Here is a 13,503-nt window from a genome sequence, read left to right on the forward strand (position 1 = left end):
TATAGGTCGACGGTTCGAACCCGTTTTCCCGCTCCAGGTTTTTGTGATAGCGGCGCGATAGCAAAGCGGTTATGCCCCGGATTGCAAATCCGGTTAGACCAGTTCGACTCTGGTTCGCGCCTCCAAACTTGTGGCACAAGCCCTGCAGATGAAAGTCTGCAGGGCTTTTTGCTTTGTGCGCCTGGTATCTGAATACGCCGCAAATCCTGAAGGTGGGCGCCGCATCTGCATCGCCCTATGCAACTCAGGCCTGCTGCAGGCCATGTCCTTTCGCTATGCAAAAGCCAAGGGCAACGCCCTGGGCGAGTCGGAGAAGACGGGAGCGATGCCCGCGTTCAGGCGGGCTCGGCCAGCTTCACGCTCTGACGCAATGTCTTGGCGGCTTCCACCATATGTTGCAGCGCCGGAATCACTTCGGCCCACTGACGTGTCTTGAGACCGCAGTCAGGGTTGACCCAAAGGCGTTCCGTGGGAATGCGTTTTGCGGCTTTTTGCATGAGCTCCACGATGCCTGCCTTGGTGGGAATATTGGGAGAGTGGATGTCATAGACGCCCGGACCGATCTCATTGGGGTAATCGAAGTGCTCGAAGGCCTCCAGCAACTCCATGTCCGAGCGCGAAGTCTCTATGGTGATCACATCGGCGTCCATGGCTGCAATCGAAGCAATGATGTCGTTGAACTGCGAATAGCACATATGGGTGTGAATCTGGGTTTCATCGGCAACGCCATTGGCGCTGATGCGGAAGGACTCCACGGCCCAGTGCAGATATTCCTTCCATTGTGATTGGCGCAATGGCAAACCCTCGCGCAATGCAGCTTCGTCGATCTGGATCACGCGCACGCCGGCTCTTTCCAGATCCAGCACTTCTGCGCGAATCGCCAGAGCCAGCTGATAGCAGGATGTGGCGCGCGGCTGGTCATCGCGCACGAATGACCAGTTCAGGATGGTGACCGGGCCTGTCAGCATTCCTTTCATGGGTTTGCGGGTCAAGGACTGGGCGTACTGGATCCATTCCGTTGTCATCGCCTTGGGGCGGCTGATGTCGCCGAACAGAATGGGCGGCTTGACGCAGCGTGAGCCATAGGACTGCACCCAGCCGAACTGGCTGAAGGCATAGCCGTCGAGTTGCTCGCCAAAATATTCGACCATATCGTTGCGCTCGGCCTCGCCATGCACGAGCACGTCCAGCCCCAGAGCCTCCTGCTCTTGCACGCAGCGTTCGATCTCGGCGCGCATGGCGCCTTGGTAGCGGGCGAAATCCAGGCGACCGGCCTTGAATTCGCTGCGTGCCTGGCGGATCTCTGCCGTCTGTGGGAAAGAGCCGATAGTGGTGGTCGGGAAGGCTGGCAGCTTGAGCAAGCGGGCTTGCTTGGGGGCGCGTGCTTCATATCTGCTCTGGCGCTGGCCCAGCCCGGCGCTGATCTGCTTGACCGCAGCTTGCACCACGGGGTTGTGGACGCGAGGCGATGTGCGGCGTGCAGCCAGAGCTGAAGCGTTGTCGGCCAGTTCGGCCTTGACGCAATCTCGGCCATGGCGCAAAGCCTTGCCCAGCACGCGCAGCTCATCCAGTTTCTGCAGAGCATAGGCCAGCCAGGATTTGATGTCAGCATCCAGCTTTTGTTCGCTGTTCAGATCCACGGGTACATGCAGCAAGGAGCAGGATGGCGCAATCCAGAGACGGTCGCCTAGGCGCTCTGCCAGCGGCTCCACCCAGTCCAGCACGGCAGCCAGATCGGTTTTCCAGATATTGCGGCCGTTGATCACGCCCAGCGACAGTACCTTGTGCGCGGGCAGCAGCCCCAGCAGCTGTTGCACATCGTCCTGGCCGTTGATGGCATCGATGTGCAGGCCGGCTACGGGCAGGTTTGCTGCCAGATATTTGTTTTCGGCCAACTGGCCGAAATAGGTCGCCAGCAGCAGCTTGACCCTGCAGCTCTTGAGGTGGTGGTAAGCAGTGTTGAACGCATGTTGCCAGTCGGCATCGAGTTCGGTGACCAGGATGGGTTCGTCAATCTGTACCCATTCCACACCCTGGGTCGCCAGCGCATCCAGTAGTTGCGCATAGACGGGCAGCAGCCGCTGCAGCAGCTCTAGCTTGCTGGCGCCGTCCTTGGCCTTGCCCAGCGCCAGATAGGTGACGGGGCCTATGAGGACGGGCTTGGCCTGTATGCCTTGTGTCCTGGCTTCGGCCAGTTGTTCCAGCAGGCGCGATGCATCGAGCTTGAATTCGGTGGTCGAGCTGAACTCGGGCACGATGTAGTGGTAGTTGGTGTCAAACCATTTGGTCATCTCGCCCGCGGCGACGCCAGCGCAGCAGTGGGTGTGGCCGGTGCTACGGGATTCGGTTGTGACCGCCGAACGGCCACGGGCCACGCGAAAGTAGTTGTCCAGCGCATCGCCTTCGAAGTCTTGCACCCGTTCGGGCAGATTGCCCAGCGTAAAGCTCATGTCCAGTACTTGGTCGTAGAACGCGAAGTCACCCACGGGCACCCAGTCCAGCTCTTGCTGCGCGGTCCAGTGGCGTTGGCGCAGCTCGGCGCCCAGCGCCTTGAGCGCATCGCGCGAGGATTCACCTCTCCAGTAGGACTCCAGCGCGAACTTCAGTTCGCGCTTTGCGCCGATGCGAGGAAAGCCCAGGTTGTGAATAGTCGTCATGCAGAAATCCAGTCTTGTGATCTTCGGCCCATGGCCAGAGTGGCTTGGGTCAGCGGACTGGATGTTCCTGGAATCGATGCATGAAGTAAAATGGTTGTTTCTCATGTATCCATGAATTGTGTTCACAGATGATTGAGCGTATCCATCTCGCCATCGTGCAAGAGGTTGAAAAACAAGGCTCTTTGACTGCGGCAGCTGATGTGCTGTGCGTCACCCAGTCCGCCCTGAGCCACAGCATGAGAAAGCTGGAAGCCCAACTCGGCACCGATGTCTGGTTGCGTGAAGGGCGCAGCCTGCGCCTGACGCAGGCGGGTCAATACCTGCTGGCAGTGGCCAACCGCGTGCTGCCTCAGCTGGATCTGGCCGAGTCGCGTTTGCAGCAATTTGCTCTGGGAGAGCGCGGCAGCTTGCGCATCGGCATGGAATGTCATCCCTGCTACCAGTGGCTGCTGAAAATCGTCTCCCCATATCTGGCCGCCTGGCCCGACGTGGATGTGGACGTGAAGCAGAAGTTTCAGTTTGGCGGTATCGGTGCGCTGTTCGGCTATGAGATCGACATGCTGGTTACGCCCGATCCGCTGTTCAAGCCGGGTTTGCACTTCGAGCCCGTCTTTGACTATGAGCAGGTGCTGGTCGTGGCTGCGGATCACGCCTTGGCCCAGGTCGACCATGTCAAGCCCGATGATCTGTCTCGCGAGGTGCTGATTACCTATCCCGTGGCCGTAGACCGGCTTGATATCTATACCCAGTTTTTGCTGCCCAAAGGCATTGCGCCCAGGCGCCATAAGACCATAGAGACCACCGACATCATGATGCAGATGGTCGCCAGCGGCCGGGGTGTCGCGGCCCTGCCGCGCTGGCTGGCTCTGGAATATGCCGAAAAGATGGCAGTCGTACCCGTGAAGCTGGGCAGCAAGGGCATAGCCAAGCAAATCTACCTCGGCGCGCGCGAGGCAGAGTTGCATACCGACTATCTGCAGGCCTTTATTGCGTTGGCACGAGCACCTGGTCTGGCTCTGCCGGCTGCCGCATCCGCGCAGGACGACTCTTGAGAAGAGCGGCAGCCGACGGCTGAATAAGCAATAGCGGCTGACTCACATGTTGATGGCCGTCATGCCCGGTGCGGATGCACGGTCGGCTTGCCGTCCGGCTTGCACGCCCCACAGCCACATGGCGCCGCCCGCCAGTAGCGTCAGCACAAACGATTGCTGTGCGCCCCAGTGGTCGATCAGCCAGCCGGCAGCGGCAGCGCCCAGGGCCACACCGCTGGCGAGGCCAGTCAGCAGCCAGGTCATGCCCTCGGTCAGTCGGTTTGCCTGTACCTGCTGCTCCACCAGACTCATGGCCACGGTAATCGTCGGGCCAAAGGTAATGCCTGCCAGCAGCACGGCCAGCGTCAGTGCGGTCAGATTGCTGGCCAGCAACAGGGGCAGGGCGGAGATGGCGACCGATGCCCCGACCCAGACGATTTGGCGGCTGAGCGGCATCTGCAGGCGCAGCGTGCCAAACAGCAAGCCCATGGCGCAGGAGCCCAGCGCATAGAAGGACAGCACCACACTGGCCATGCCGGGCTGGCCCTGAGCCGTGGCGAAGGCTACGCTGGCCACATCGATCACGCCCACGATGACGCCTTGTGCCAGCATGAACAGCGCCAGCGTGCGCACCACGGGCTGGCGCAGCATCGACGAAGCCCTGCCTTTTTCCGAGCTGGTATGGGGGCTGACAGGTGGTTCGGTACGGCGTTGCACCACAAACAGGCCTACGCCGATGATGAGGAACAGCGCTGCTGCTAGCGGACCGGCCTCAGGGAATAACAGCATGCTCAGGCCCACCGATAGCGGCGGGCCGACGATAAAGGCCAGATCGTCGAGCACGCCTTCCAGTGCAAACGCGGTCTGCAACTGAGGCGTTCCACTGTAGATCGCCGTCCAGCGGGCGCGGACCATGGCCGGCATGCTGGGCAGACTGCCGACGGCAGCGGCCAGTGCCAGCAGCAGCCAGTCCGGCCCCTGCCAGTGGGCGCAGGCCAGCAAGGACAGCATCGACAGCGCACTGCTGGCGGCCGCAAACGGCAGCACCCTGAACTGGCCGTAACGGTCAACCAGCGCCGAGATGCGCGGTGCCAGAACGGCAATCGACAGCGCGAAACAGGCCGACACCATGCCTGCCAGCGTATAGGCGCCGCGCTGCTGCGACAGCATGGTGATCAAGCCAATCCCCGTCATCGACAGCGGCAGCCGCGCCAGCAGCCCGGCCAGCACAAAGCCCGTGCTGCCCGGCGCCGTAAACAGCTTGCGGTAAGCATTCAACATGGAAACCCTTGAATAGATTCATTTGCATACATCATGTATGCGAGTGACATTCTAGGAGCTTGGGATGTAGCGCGTATGATTGGCATACGCTTTGTATGTGAATATTGTCGGGAGTTCGCAGTGACCCAAGTTCGCCAGAGTCGTGCCAGCATGATCGAAGCCACACGGGCCAAGCTGATCAGTGCTGCGCGCAGCGCTTTCACCCAGCATGGCTACGCCCAGGCCGCCATGGACGAGTTGACCGCGCAGGCCGGTTTGACGCGCGGCGCGCTCTATCACCACTTTGGTGGCAAGCCTGGCCTGCTGGCTGCCGTGGTGGCCCAGATGGATGAAGAAATGGACCAGCGGCTGGAGCTAGTGCTGCGGGGCCATGACGATCCATGGGAAGGCTTTCTTGCCTATTGCCGCGCCTATCTGACCATGGCTCAGGAGGCTGAAATTCGCCGCATTGTGTTGCAGGATGCACGCTCCGTGCTCACCGGCACCGACCAGGGGCAGCAGCACCAGCAATGCATTGCTTTTATCGCCGGTTTTTTGCAGCAGCTCATCGACGAGGGCGTCATCGTGAGCGCCAGTGCAGCGGCGCTGGCAAGGTTGCTCAACGGCTGCCTGATCGAAGCGGCTTTCTGGATTGCCGAGGAGGGCGCTCCACCCGAGCGCCTGAACGAGGCCTTGCAGGCGCTGGATTTGATGCTGCAAGGCTGGAAGGCGGCTTGAGCCATTGCCAGAGCCGTGCTGCAGCCATGCCTGCTGTGCTTTGCCTGCAGTAGCCAGAATGAGGATCGTCTTGACTGCCAGGGTATTCTCGAGCTGAGGACATCAGCGATTTTGTGCAAGCGAACAATCCGGAATGTGCAAAGAGTCCGGGCTCGGAGGCTTTACCGGGACCGACGACCGACAGCTTTCGAGTCGTCTGAGGTCTTCAGCGCGCTTCAGCGATCGCGCCGATGCAGCAAGTCAGGCAGGTAAGGCGAGATATTGGCGATGGCCCGGGCCATATAAACATCTTTTTCACCCACAGGGGCCACGTAATGCAATGCACTCCTGGCGGCCTCGATCCCCTCGGCACGGGCAATAAGCCAGGCGGCAAGGTATTGCGCTGCCAGGCAGCCTCCTGCGGTAGCCACGTTGCCGTTTGCGAAGAATGGCTGCTCCAGCACGCGAACGCCGGCCTCTTCAACCCAGGGCCTGGTTGTCAGGTCGGTACATGCCATCACGCCATTCAGCAAGCCGAGTTTGGCCAGTATCAGCGTGCCGGAGCACTGTGCAGCAATCAGTTGCCGTGAAGGGTCCAGCCTGAGCCTTGACATGAGGTCGGCATTGCGCGCGACCTCACGCGTTTGCATTCCGCTGCCCACGATGACCGCATCTGCAGCGCCCGCATCCTCCAGAGTGGCCTGGGCTTCGATGACCACCCCGTTCATTGACCTGACGCGTGCGCTCGGGCATGCGATCGACACCCGCCAACCGGGTCGCTTGATGCGGTTGAGTATGCCTAGAGAAATGAGTGAGTCGAGCTCGTTAAAGCCTTCGAAAGTCAGGATTGCGATATGCATTGGGATGTTCCGGATGTGAACTTGTATCAATGCTCATGCTAGAGATGAGGTTCAATACACTCAAATAATTGTCATGGATACAGGTTCTATATGCCGATTGCCCGATACAAGCAGCTGGTGGACCAGCTAGCCTCGGAAATTCGCGAAGGCCGACTGGCACCAGGCACACGCCTGCCCACCCACCGGCAACTGGCATCCCGGGAGGGACTGGCCCTGGTCACGGCGACTCGTGTCTATGCCGAACTGCAGGCCATGGGCCTGGTCAGCGGCGAGACGGGGCGAGGAACTTTTGTGCGCGAAACAGCGCTGCCACGTGGCCTCGGTATCGACCAGCATGCCGCTGCGATAGGCATGCTGGACCTGAACTTCAACGCTCCTGCTCTTCCTGGTCAAGCCGAGTTGCTGCGCTCTGCATTGCGTCAACTTGCCGCCAGTGGAGATTTGGAGGCTCTGCTGCGCTATCAGCCGCACGGAGGCCGGGCCCATGAGCGAGCGGCTATCGCCCTATACCTTGAAAACCGTAGGCTGACGGTTCCTGCCGAACAGGTGCTTATCGTGGATGGAGCGCAGCATGGACTCGCAAGCACGGCCATGGCATTGCTGCAACCGGGCGATGTAGTGGCTGTTGATGCTTTGAGTTACCCGGGCTTCAAGGTGCTGGCGCAACAGCTGAGGCTTGAGCTGATTGCCATTCCGGCAGCTGGTTCGGGGCCGGACCTCGATGCGCTGGAGCAGCTGTGCCGACGCCGCAAGGTGCGCGCGGTCTATGCAATGCCGACTCTCCATAACCCGCTTGGATGGGTGATGAGCATCAACCGACGTCATGCATTTGCAGCGTTGATCCGTCGCCATGGCCTGTTGCTGATCGAAGATGCCGCGTATGCGTTTCTTGCTCGGGACGCACCACCGCCCATGGCCGCACTGCTGCCTGAGTCCACGGTATATGTCTCAGGCTTTTCCAAGAGTGTCGCCACGGGTTTGCGGGTGGGCTTTGTGGCTGCGCCGGCAGCCTGGATATCTCGGATAGAACGAGCTATCCGTGCAACGACCTGGAACACCCCCGGCGTCATGACCGCCATGGTTGTGAATTGGCTGAGAGACGGGACGGTTGCCAGGCTGGAAGCTCAGAAGCGAGAGGACGCCCAGATGCGTCAGAAACAGGTGACGCGGGTCTTCAAGGGGCTGCCCTGTATGCGCCACCCCAGTTCGTATTTTGTCTGGCTCCCCATGCCTGACGACCTGAGGGCTGATCAGGTCGCGATGGTGTTGCAGACGGCAGGAATTTCCGTGTCAACGGCCGAACCCTTCGCCACTGGCGTGCAAGTGCCGCAAGCACTGCGGCTGGCCTTGGGTTCGGTGCCGCTCGAAAAACTTCGGCATGCCTTGATGCGGGTCAGGCTGGCGCTGGATGGAGCCACGCTGCATTAGAGGATGATGCCCAGAGCTCCCTGTGCATCCGGTTTCGAGGCCGTAGCCAGGGTAGTGAATGCTGCCGGCCATGGTCACACCGACCTGAAAACATGGCGTGCGGCGCCTGATGTATCAAGGTTGCACGCGATTCAGGCGCAGGGTCCGGAGACCGGATTACTGGTACTTTTGCTCCAGACCATCCCAGAAATCCTTGTTCACCAGCCGCTGGCGCTCAAGGAAAGGTGCGACGATGGCGGGGTCTTCATCGACCTTGTGATCGTCGCGCAGCAGGGTCAGGCACTTTTGCATGCCGGCCACAGCGCCTTGAAGTGCGGCATTGGCGTAGAGCACAAAGCCATAGCCCAGCTCGCCCAGTTCGTCGGCGTTGAAGATGGGGGTCTTGCCACCGATGACCATATTCATGAGCTGTGGGGCTTGCAGGCGCTGCGGCAGGGTGCGCACTTCTTCGGCCTGGGTGACGGCCTCGACAAACAGGATGTCGGCGCCGGCTTCCTGAAACTGCTGGGCACGCTCGATGGCGGCTTCGAAGCCGTGGACGGCGGCCGCGTCGGTACGAGCCATGATGAGAGTGCCGCTGTCGCGGCGCGCATCGACGGCGGCCTTGATCTTGCCCAGCATTTCGCCGGTTTCGATCACGGCCTTGCCATTGAAGTGGCCGCAGCGCTTGGGGCTGACCTGGTCCTCGAGCTGAATGCAGTCGGCGCCGGCACGCTCCAGAGTGCGCACGGCGTGGTAGGTGTTGACGGCGTTGCCGAAGCCGGTGTCGGCATCGACCAGCAGCGGCACTTCCACGGCGTCGCGGATGCGGGCCGTATGGTCGGCGATATCGCTGAGACCCATGAAACCCTGGTCGGGCATGCCGAACCACATATTGGTCACGCCGGCACCGGTCACATAGATGGCTTCAAAGCCCAGATCGGCGATCAGCCGCGCCGACATGGCGTTGAATGCACCGGGCACGATGACGCCGCGGCGGGCATCGGCCAGGGCTTTGAGTTGTTGTTTGGGGTTCATGGGATTTCTTGATAAAAAAGACTCTGATGCTTATCTGCCCTGCGCGGCCGGCTGTCAGCCTTGACGAGGCAGGGCGCTGCCTGGCAGCAGCTGCCCCGCGCCCAAGGCTGCGGAGCGGCTCAGGGGGATTAGTCCAGCGAAATATTCGCGTTCTTGATCACGGGCCCCCACTTGGCGCGCTCGGCTTCAAGATATTTGCCATAGGCCTGGGGCGTGCCGCCCATGATCTGGCCGCCACTGCTTTCGATCATCTGGCGCAGAGACTTGTCGTTCTTGAGCGCTTCGTTGACGGCCTGGTTGAGCTTGACCACCACAGCGTCGGGCGTGCCGGCCGGCGCAATCATGCCCAGCCAGTTGTACGACTCAAAGCCCTTGACCCCGGCTTCGTCCAGCGTGGGCACCTCGGGCAGGACGGCCAGACGGGTCTTGCTGGAGACGGCCAGGGCATTGATCTTTTTGGCCTTGATGGAAGGCAGGGCTGAGTAACCCATCTCGAACATCATGGCCAGATGGCCGCCCATGAGGTCGGTGGCCGCCAGCGAGCCGCCCTTGTAGGGCACATGGGTCAGCTGGGTCTGGGTCTGATAGGCCAGCAGTTCGCCCGACAGATGGTGGGCACCGCCCACGCCCGAGGAGCCATAGGTCAGATCGCCGGGCTTGGCCTTGGCATGGGCCAGCAGTTGCTGCACGCTCTTGAAGGGCTGGTTGGGAGCGGTGGTCAGAAACAGGGGGGCCTGCTCGATGAGGATGATGGGCTTGAACGCCGTCTTGGCGTCATAAGGCATCTTCTTCATCAGCATGGGGTTGGTGACCAGGGGGCCGGGCGAGCCGAAGCCGAAGGTGTGACCGTCGTTGGCCTTGGCGATGGCATCCGTGCCCGTCACGCCGCCGGCACCGCCGCGGTTGTCGATGATCACGGGCTGGCCCAGCACCTTGCCCAGCGAGTCGGCAATCAGGCGCGCGCGGGTGTCGGCATAGCCGCCTGCCGCATAGGGCACGATGAGCTTGACGGTGCGGGTGGGCCAGACATCCGAACCCTGGGCCAGGGCTGCAGAGGCGCCGCCCAGCAAGGCGGTAGCGGCGGCGGCGCAGGCAGTGGCGCGGAGCAAGACATTTCTACGGGAAATCATGAATCAGCTCTCAGTACTATTTTCAGGCTTCAGCGTATATGGGCCATACGCTGGATGCTATGTTTTCTTCTCAGCTTACTTTTCCTGCATATGAGCTGCCTTGACGATCTCCCCCAGGCGCTTGCGCTCGGCATCGGCAAACTTCACGAATTCCGCACGTGTGCCGCCGACCGGCTCGATGCCCAGTCCCTTGAGCTTCTCTACGGTGGCAGGTTCCTTCATGGCCTTGTCCACGGCGGCTGCCAGCTTGTCCAGAATGGCGGGTGGCGTGCCCTTGGGGGCATGAATGCCGGCCCAATGCGCGATCTGCAGATCGGCAAAGCCCTGCTCCACGGCAGTGGAGAGCTGGGGGTAGGCCGAGATGCGCTGGGTCCAGGTCGTGGCCAGAGGTTTGAACTTGCCCTCGTGAATGATGTGCGGCAGCGCGATGATGCTGGCTTCTGAAGTGCCTTCGACCTGGCCGCCCAGCACGGCCGTGGTGCTCTCCGAACCGCTCTTGTAGGGCACGGGCTGCAGCTTGGCGCCGTATTTCACATTCAGCATCTCGGCCACGAAGTGCGGCGTGCTGCCCGTGCCGGCGGTGGCAAAGTTGAAGCCGGCGCCCTTCTTCGAAGCTTCGACGAAGTCGCGCAGATTGTTATAGGGCGCGTTCTTGGGCACCACGATCACCGAAGGTGCGAGGCCAATCATCACCACGGGCTGCAGAGCATCGTCCTTGAAAGGCATGGTCTTCTTGATCATGCTGTTGGAGATGACGCCGGCCGCGCTGACCAGCAGGGTGTAGCCATCGGGCTGGGCCTTGGCCACGATATCGGCACCTACGGTGCCACCCGCGCCAGGACGATTGTCGATCACCACGGGCTGGCCAAGGATCTTGGAGGCGCCTTCGGCCGCCGATCTGGCCATCAAGTCATTGGCGCCGCCTGCGGAAAACGGCACCACGAGGCGAATCGGACGCGTGGGCCAGTCGGCGGCCTGGGCCAGGCCGGCTGTGCCCAGCACGGAAAGAGTCAAGGCCTGGGCAACAAGATTGCGACGGTTCAAAAACATGGATATCTCCTGGATCCAAATCCCTATTGGTATAGCCCGATACCGCAAGCACTGTGCCAGGCGAATTTGGGGAAAACCCTCTGAATATCAAGTGCTTGAAATCATTGGGGTTTTTGTGATTCTGTGGACTAGCTGCCGGTAGCGGTGTATTGGTTGTATTTCATTGATGAAATAATTGTTTTCATGAATGAAGCAGATGCGATATCGAACGATGGCATCAAACGGATGCCAGCAGCCGGCCAGCCGCATTTGCCGCACATCGTCACCGTAGGCCGCTACCGTGTGGGGCGGGTGCTGGAGCGGCTGGCACAGCCCTGGTCGGGTGAGGCCAGGTTCTCGCATATCTCGGCCTCCTTCGATGATGCGGTGGCCCAGGTGCAGGCGCTCAATCTGCGCCAGCCCATCGATGCCCTGGTGGGGGCGGGAGCCAGTGGAGCCTGGATTCGAGAGCGCGTGGACATTCCGCTGGCCATGGTAGAAGTGCGTGGCCTGGATTTGCTGCAGGCGCTGCGCCAGGCCAAGTTGCAGACCACGGAAGAGGCTCCGCGCGTGGGCCTGGTCAACTTCGAGGTGCCGTCGCCCGTGGTGGCCCAGTTCGACAGCCTGTTCGGCCTGGGTCTGGTCCAGATCGCCTATCAAGGTCCGCATGACGCGCCGGCCTGCGTGCAGAAACTCAAGGCGTCGGGCGTTGGTGCCGTGGTGGCGCCGGGCCTGGTGGCCGATCTGGCAGAGCAGGCGGGCATGGCCAGCGTGTTGCTGTATTCCGATATTTCGGTGCGTCAGGCACTCAGCGACGCCATGCTGCTGGCCCGTCATCGACGTGCCGAGCGCGACCGGCATCAACGGCTCGAAACTGTGTTGCACCAACTGCAGGACGGTGTGGTGGCCGTGGACGAGCGTGGCCGCATTTGCGCGCTGAACCCACGCATGGCCGCCTTGCTCGGAGCCCCGGTCGAGGCCTTGCACGGCCGGATGCTGGAGGAGGTGGCTCCGGCCCTGGGGGCGGCTCGGGCACTGGCGGGCGAGGAGGGTGGAGAAGATGTGGTGCAACTGGCCCTGCGTACCCTGGTGGTGCGACGTGCGCCAATTGTGGAGAACGGGCTGGTGACCGGCGCTTTGCTGGTCTGCCGCGATCCAGCCGTCATCCAGCGGGCCGATCGCAGCCTGCGCGCCAATCAGCGGCAAAGAGCCGCCGGTGTACGCTGGCGCATTGAGGACTATCTGGGCAGCAGCCCCGCTGCACAGCGCGTGCGACTGCTGGCCAGGCAGTACGCGAACAGCGATGCGACGGTGTTGATCTTGGGTGAAAGCGGGACCGGCAAGGAGCTGGTGGCGCAGGGCATCCACAGTGCAGGACGGCGTGCGGCACAGCCGTTTCTGGCCGTCAACTGTGCGGCGCTCAGTGAAAGCCTGCTGGAGAGCGAGCTTTTCGGTTACGAGGAAGGCGCTTTTACCGGGGCCAGGCGCGGCGGCAAGACCGGGCTGATCGAGGCAGCGCATACCGGGACCCTGTTTCTCGATGAAATTGGCGACATGCCGCTGGCGCTGCAATCGCGACTGCTGCGCGTGCTGCAGGAACGCGAGGTATTGCGCGTAGGTTCCACCACGCCGATTCCCGTGGATGTGCGCGTGATTGCCGCCACCCATGCGGATCTGGCGGATCAGGTGGAGCGGGGTCAGTTCCGGCGCGATCTCTACTACCGGCTGGCGGTGCTGCGCCTGAGCACGCCTTCGCTGCAAATGCGAGGTGGTGCCGATGTTGCTGAACTGGGCCGCGCCATGCTGGCTCAGCGTCTGAACGCTGCAAGCGGGTTGCCCCGCGCACTGCATGACAGAGTGGAGCAGCAGCTTGATGCACTGCTGGCCAGGGCTGCGGCGCATGACTGGCCCGGTAATGTCCGTGAACTGGACAACTGGGTGGAGCGCCTGCTGGCCTGCAGCGACTATCTGGACTCAGGCCGGGGTGGCCTTCTGGATATGGCGCGCTTGCTTGAAGTCTTCCCGGAGTGCGCCGACGGCCTGGCTCTGGCCGAGCCTGCTGCGGCCCGGCAGGCACAGCTCAGGGACGCGGGTCGCCTTGCCGAACAGAAGCGATTGCGCGAGGTGCTGGAGTCGGTCGGGGGTGATCAGCGCCAGGCCTGTGAAATTCTCGGCATCAGCCGGGCCACTTTATGGCGGCGCATGAAGGCTTAGCGGCGTTGCAGCGTGAGGTCCGCCATACGTATGATTTCGGCCAATATCGCGAGTGTATGGCGTGAATTGCGGCAACCGGCGCAACAATCACCAGCAAGCGGAGATTGGGTTGTGCCTCGGGCTTTCTGGGTGTGAAAGACTGCAGGCTCCGCTGTCTGGT

The 13,503-nt window shown here is 61.8% G+C and carries 10 protein-coding genes and 1 tRNA gene; 5 read left to right on the forward strand and 6 right to left on the reverse strand.

The genetic code is table 11. The annotated features are described in order from the left end of the window. The first annotated feature begins 51 nt into the window (after positions 1–51). Positions 52–125: transfer RNA gene (locus AAIL67_RS16090), tRNA-Cys, on the forward strand. Positions 126–335: 210 nt separating this feature from the next. Here AAIL67_RS16090 and metE read toward each other — a convergent pair. After that, a complete protein-coding gene (gene metE / locus AAIL67_RS16095; protein ID WP_343484376.1) occupies positions 336–2,657 on the reverse strand; it encodes a 5-methyltetrahydropteroyltriglutamate--homocysteine S-methyltransferase in 2,322 nt (773 codons plus the stop codon). A 128-nt stretch (positions 2,658–2,785) separates the two neighbouring features. Between metE and AAIL67_RS16100 the strand changes: the two genes are divergently transcribed. Further along, a complete protein-coding gene (locus tag AAIL67_RS16100; RefSeq protein WP_034360133.1) occupies positions 2,786–3,709 on the forward strand; it encodes a LysR family transcriptional regulator in 924 nt (307 codons plus the stop codon). A 42-nt stretch (positions 3,710–3,751) separates the two neighbouring features. On the opposite strand, the gene AAIL67_RS16105 is transcribed toward AAIL67_RS16100, so the two are convergent. Next, positions 3,752–4,969, reverse strand: coding sequence for an MFS transporter (locus AAIL67_RS16105; RefSeq protein WP_224650147.1), 1,218 nt, complete (start codon positions 4,967–4,969; stop codon positions 3,752–3,754). A gap of 150 nt (positions 4,970–5,119) precedes the next feature. On the opposite strand from AAIL67_RS16105, the gene AAIL67_RS16110 reads away from it, so the two are divergent. Further along, positions 5,120–5,686 (forward strand): TetR/AcrR family transcriptional regulator, encoded by a 567-nt coding sequence (locus tag AAIL67_RS16110; protein WP_343484424.1) that lies wholly within the window; start codon positions 5,120–5,122, stop codon positions 5,684–5,686. Positions 5,687–5,901: 215 nt separating this feature from the next. On the opposite strand, the gene AAIL67_RS16115 is transcribed toward AAIL67_RS16110, so the two are convergent. Further along, positions 5,902–6,525, reverse strand: coding sequence for a DJ-1/PfpI family protein (locus AAIL67_RS16115; RefSeq protein WP_034410309.1), 624 nt, complete (start codon positions 6,523–6,525; stop codon positions 5,902–5,904). Between the two features lie 90 nt (positions 6,526–6,615). Between AAIL67_RS16115 and AAIL67_RS16120 the strand changes: the two genes are divergently transcribed. Further along, positions 6,616–7,953: a PLP-dependent aminotransferase family protein gene (locus AAIL67_RS16120; RefSeq protein WP_343484377.1), complete on the forward strand. Its 1,338-nt coding sequence runs from the start codon at positions 6,616–6,618 to the stop codon at positions 7,951–7,953. 156 nt (positions 7,954–8,109) lie between these two features. Here the strand turns inward: AAIL67_RS16120 and AAIL67_RS16125 are convergent, their stop codons facing one another. From AAIL67_RS16125 to AAIL67_RS16135, 3 genes are all read right to left on the reverse strand, one after another. Beyond that, on the reverse strand, positions 8,110–8,970 hold the full coding sequence (locus AAIL67_RS16125) for an isocitrate lyase/phosphoenolpyruvate mutase family protein (RefSeq protein ID WP_034360141.1): 861 nt from the start codon (positions 8,968–8,970) through the stop codon (positions 8,110–8,112). 128 nt (positions 8,971–9,098) lie between these two features. Then, complete coding sequence (locus tag AAIL67_RS16130; RefSeq protein WP_034410319.1) at positions 9,099–10,100, reverse strand: tripartite tricarboxylate transporter substrate binding protein; 1,002 nt, start codon at positions 10,098–10,100, stop codon at positions 9,099–9,101. A 75-nt stretch (positions 10,101–10,175) separates the two neighbouring features. Then, a complete protein-coding gene (locus AAIL67_RS16135; protein ID WP_034396738.1) occupies positions 10,176–11,150 on the reverse strand; it encodes a tripartite tricarboxylate transporter substrate binding protein in 975 nt (324 codons plus the stop codon). Positions 11,151–11,333: 183 nt separating this feature from the next. On the opposite strand from AAIL67_RS16135, the gene prpR reads away from it, so the two are divergent. Continuing rightward, a complete protein-coding gene (prpR, locus tag AAIL67_RS16140) occupies positions 11,334–13,343 on the forward strand; it encodes a propionate catabolism operon regulatory protein PrpR (protein ID WP_343484378.1) in 2,010 nt (669 codons plus the stop codon). Positions 13,344–13,503 lie beyond the last annotated feature (160 nt).

Origin of the sequence: Comamonas sp. A7-5 (assembly GCF_039581385.1) — a bacterium.
Taxonomy (GTDB): Bacteria; Pseudomonadota; Gammaproteobacteria; order Burkholderiales; family Burkholderiaceae_C; genus Comamonas; species Comamonas thiooxydans.

Bases quoted from the DNA above. Each gene is read 5' to 3' on its own strand.
- metE (WP_343484376.1), bottom strand. From the start codon at position 2,657: ATGACGACTATTCACAACCTGGGCTTTCCTCGCATCGGCGCAAAGCGC.
- AAIL67_RS16100 (WP_034360133.1), top strand. From the start codon at position 2,786: ATGATTGAGCGTATCCATCTCGCCATCGTGCAAGAGGTTGAAAAACAA.
- AAIL67_RS16105 (WP_224650147.1), bottom strand. From the start codon at position 4,969: ATGTTGAATGCTTACCGCAAGCTGTTTACGGCGCCGGGCAGCACGGGC.
- AAIL67_RS16110 (WP_343484424.1), top strand. From the start codon at position 5,120: ATGATCGAAGCCACACGGGCCAAGCTGATCAGTGCTGCGCGCAGCGCT.
- AAIL67_RS16115 (WP_034410309.1), bottom strand. From the start codon at position 6,525: ATGCATATCGCAATCCTGACTTTCGAAGGCTTTAACGAGCTCGACTCA.
- AAIL67_RS16120 (WP_343484377.1), top strand. From the start codon at position 6,616: ATGCCGATTGCCCGATACAAGCAGCTGGTGGACCAGCTAGCCTCGGAA.
- AAIL67_RS16125 (WP_034360141.1), bottom strand. From the start codon at position 8,970: ATGAACCCCAAACAACAACTCAAAGCCCTGGCCGATGCCCGCCGCGGC.
- AAIL67_RS16130 (WP_034410319.1), bottom strand. From the start codon at position 10,100: ATGATTTCCCGTAGAAATGTCTTGCTCCGCGCCACTGCCTGCGCCGCC.
- AAIL67_RS16135 (WP_034396738.1), bottom strand. From the start codon at position 11,150: ATGTTTTTGAACCGTCGCAATCTTGTTGCCCAGGCCTTGACTCTTTCC.
- prpR (WP_343484378.1), top strand. From the start codon at position 11,334: ATGAATGAAGCAGATGCGATATCGAACGATGGCATCAAACGGATGCCA.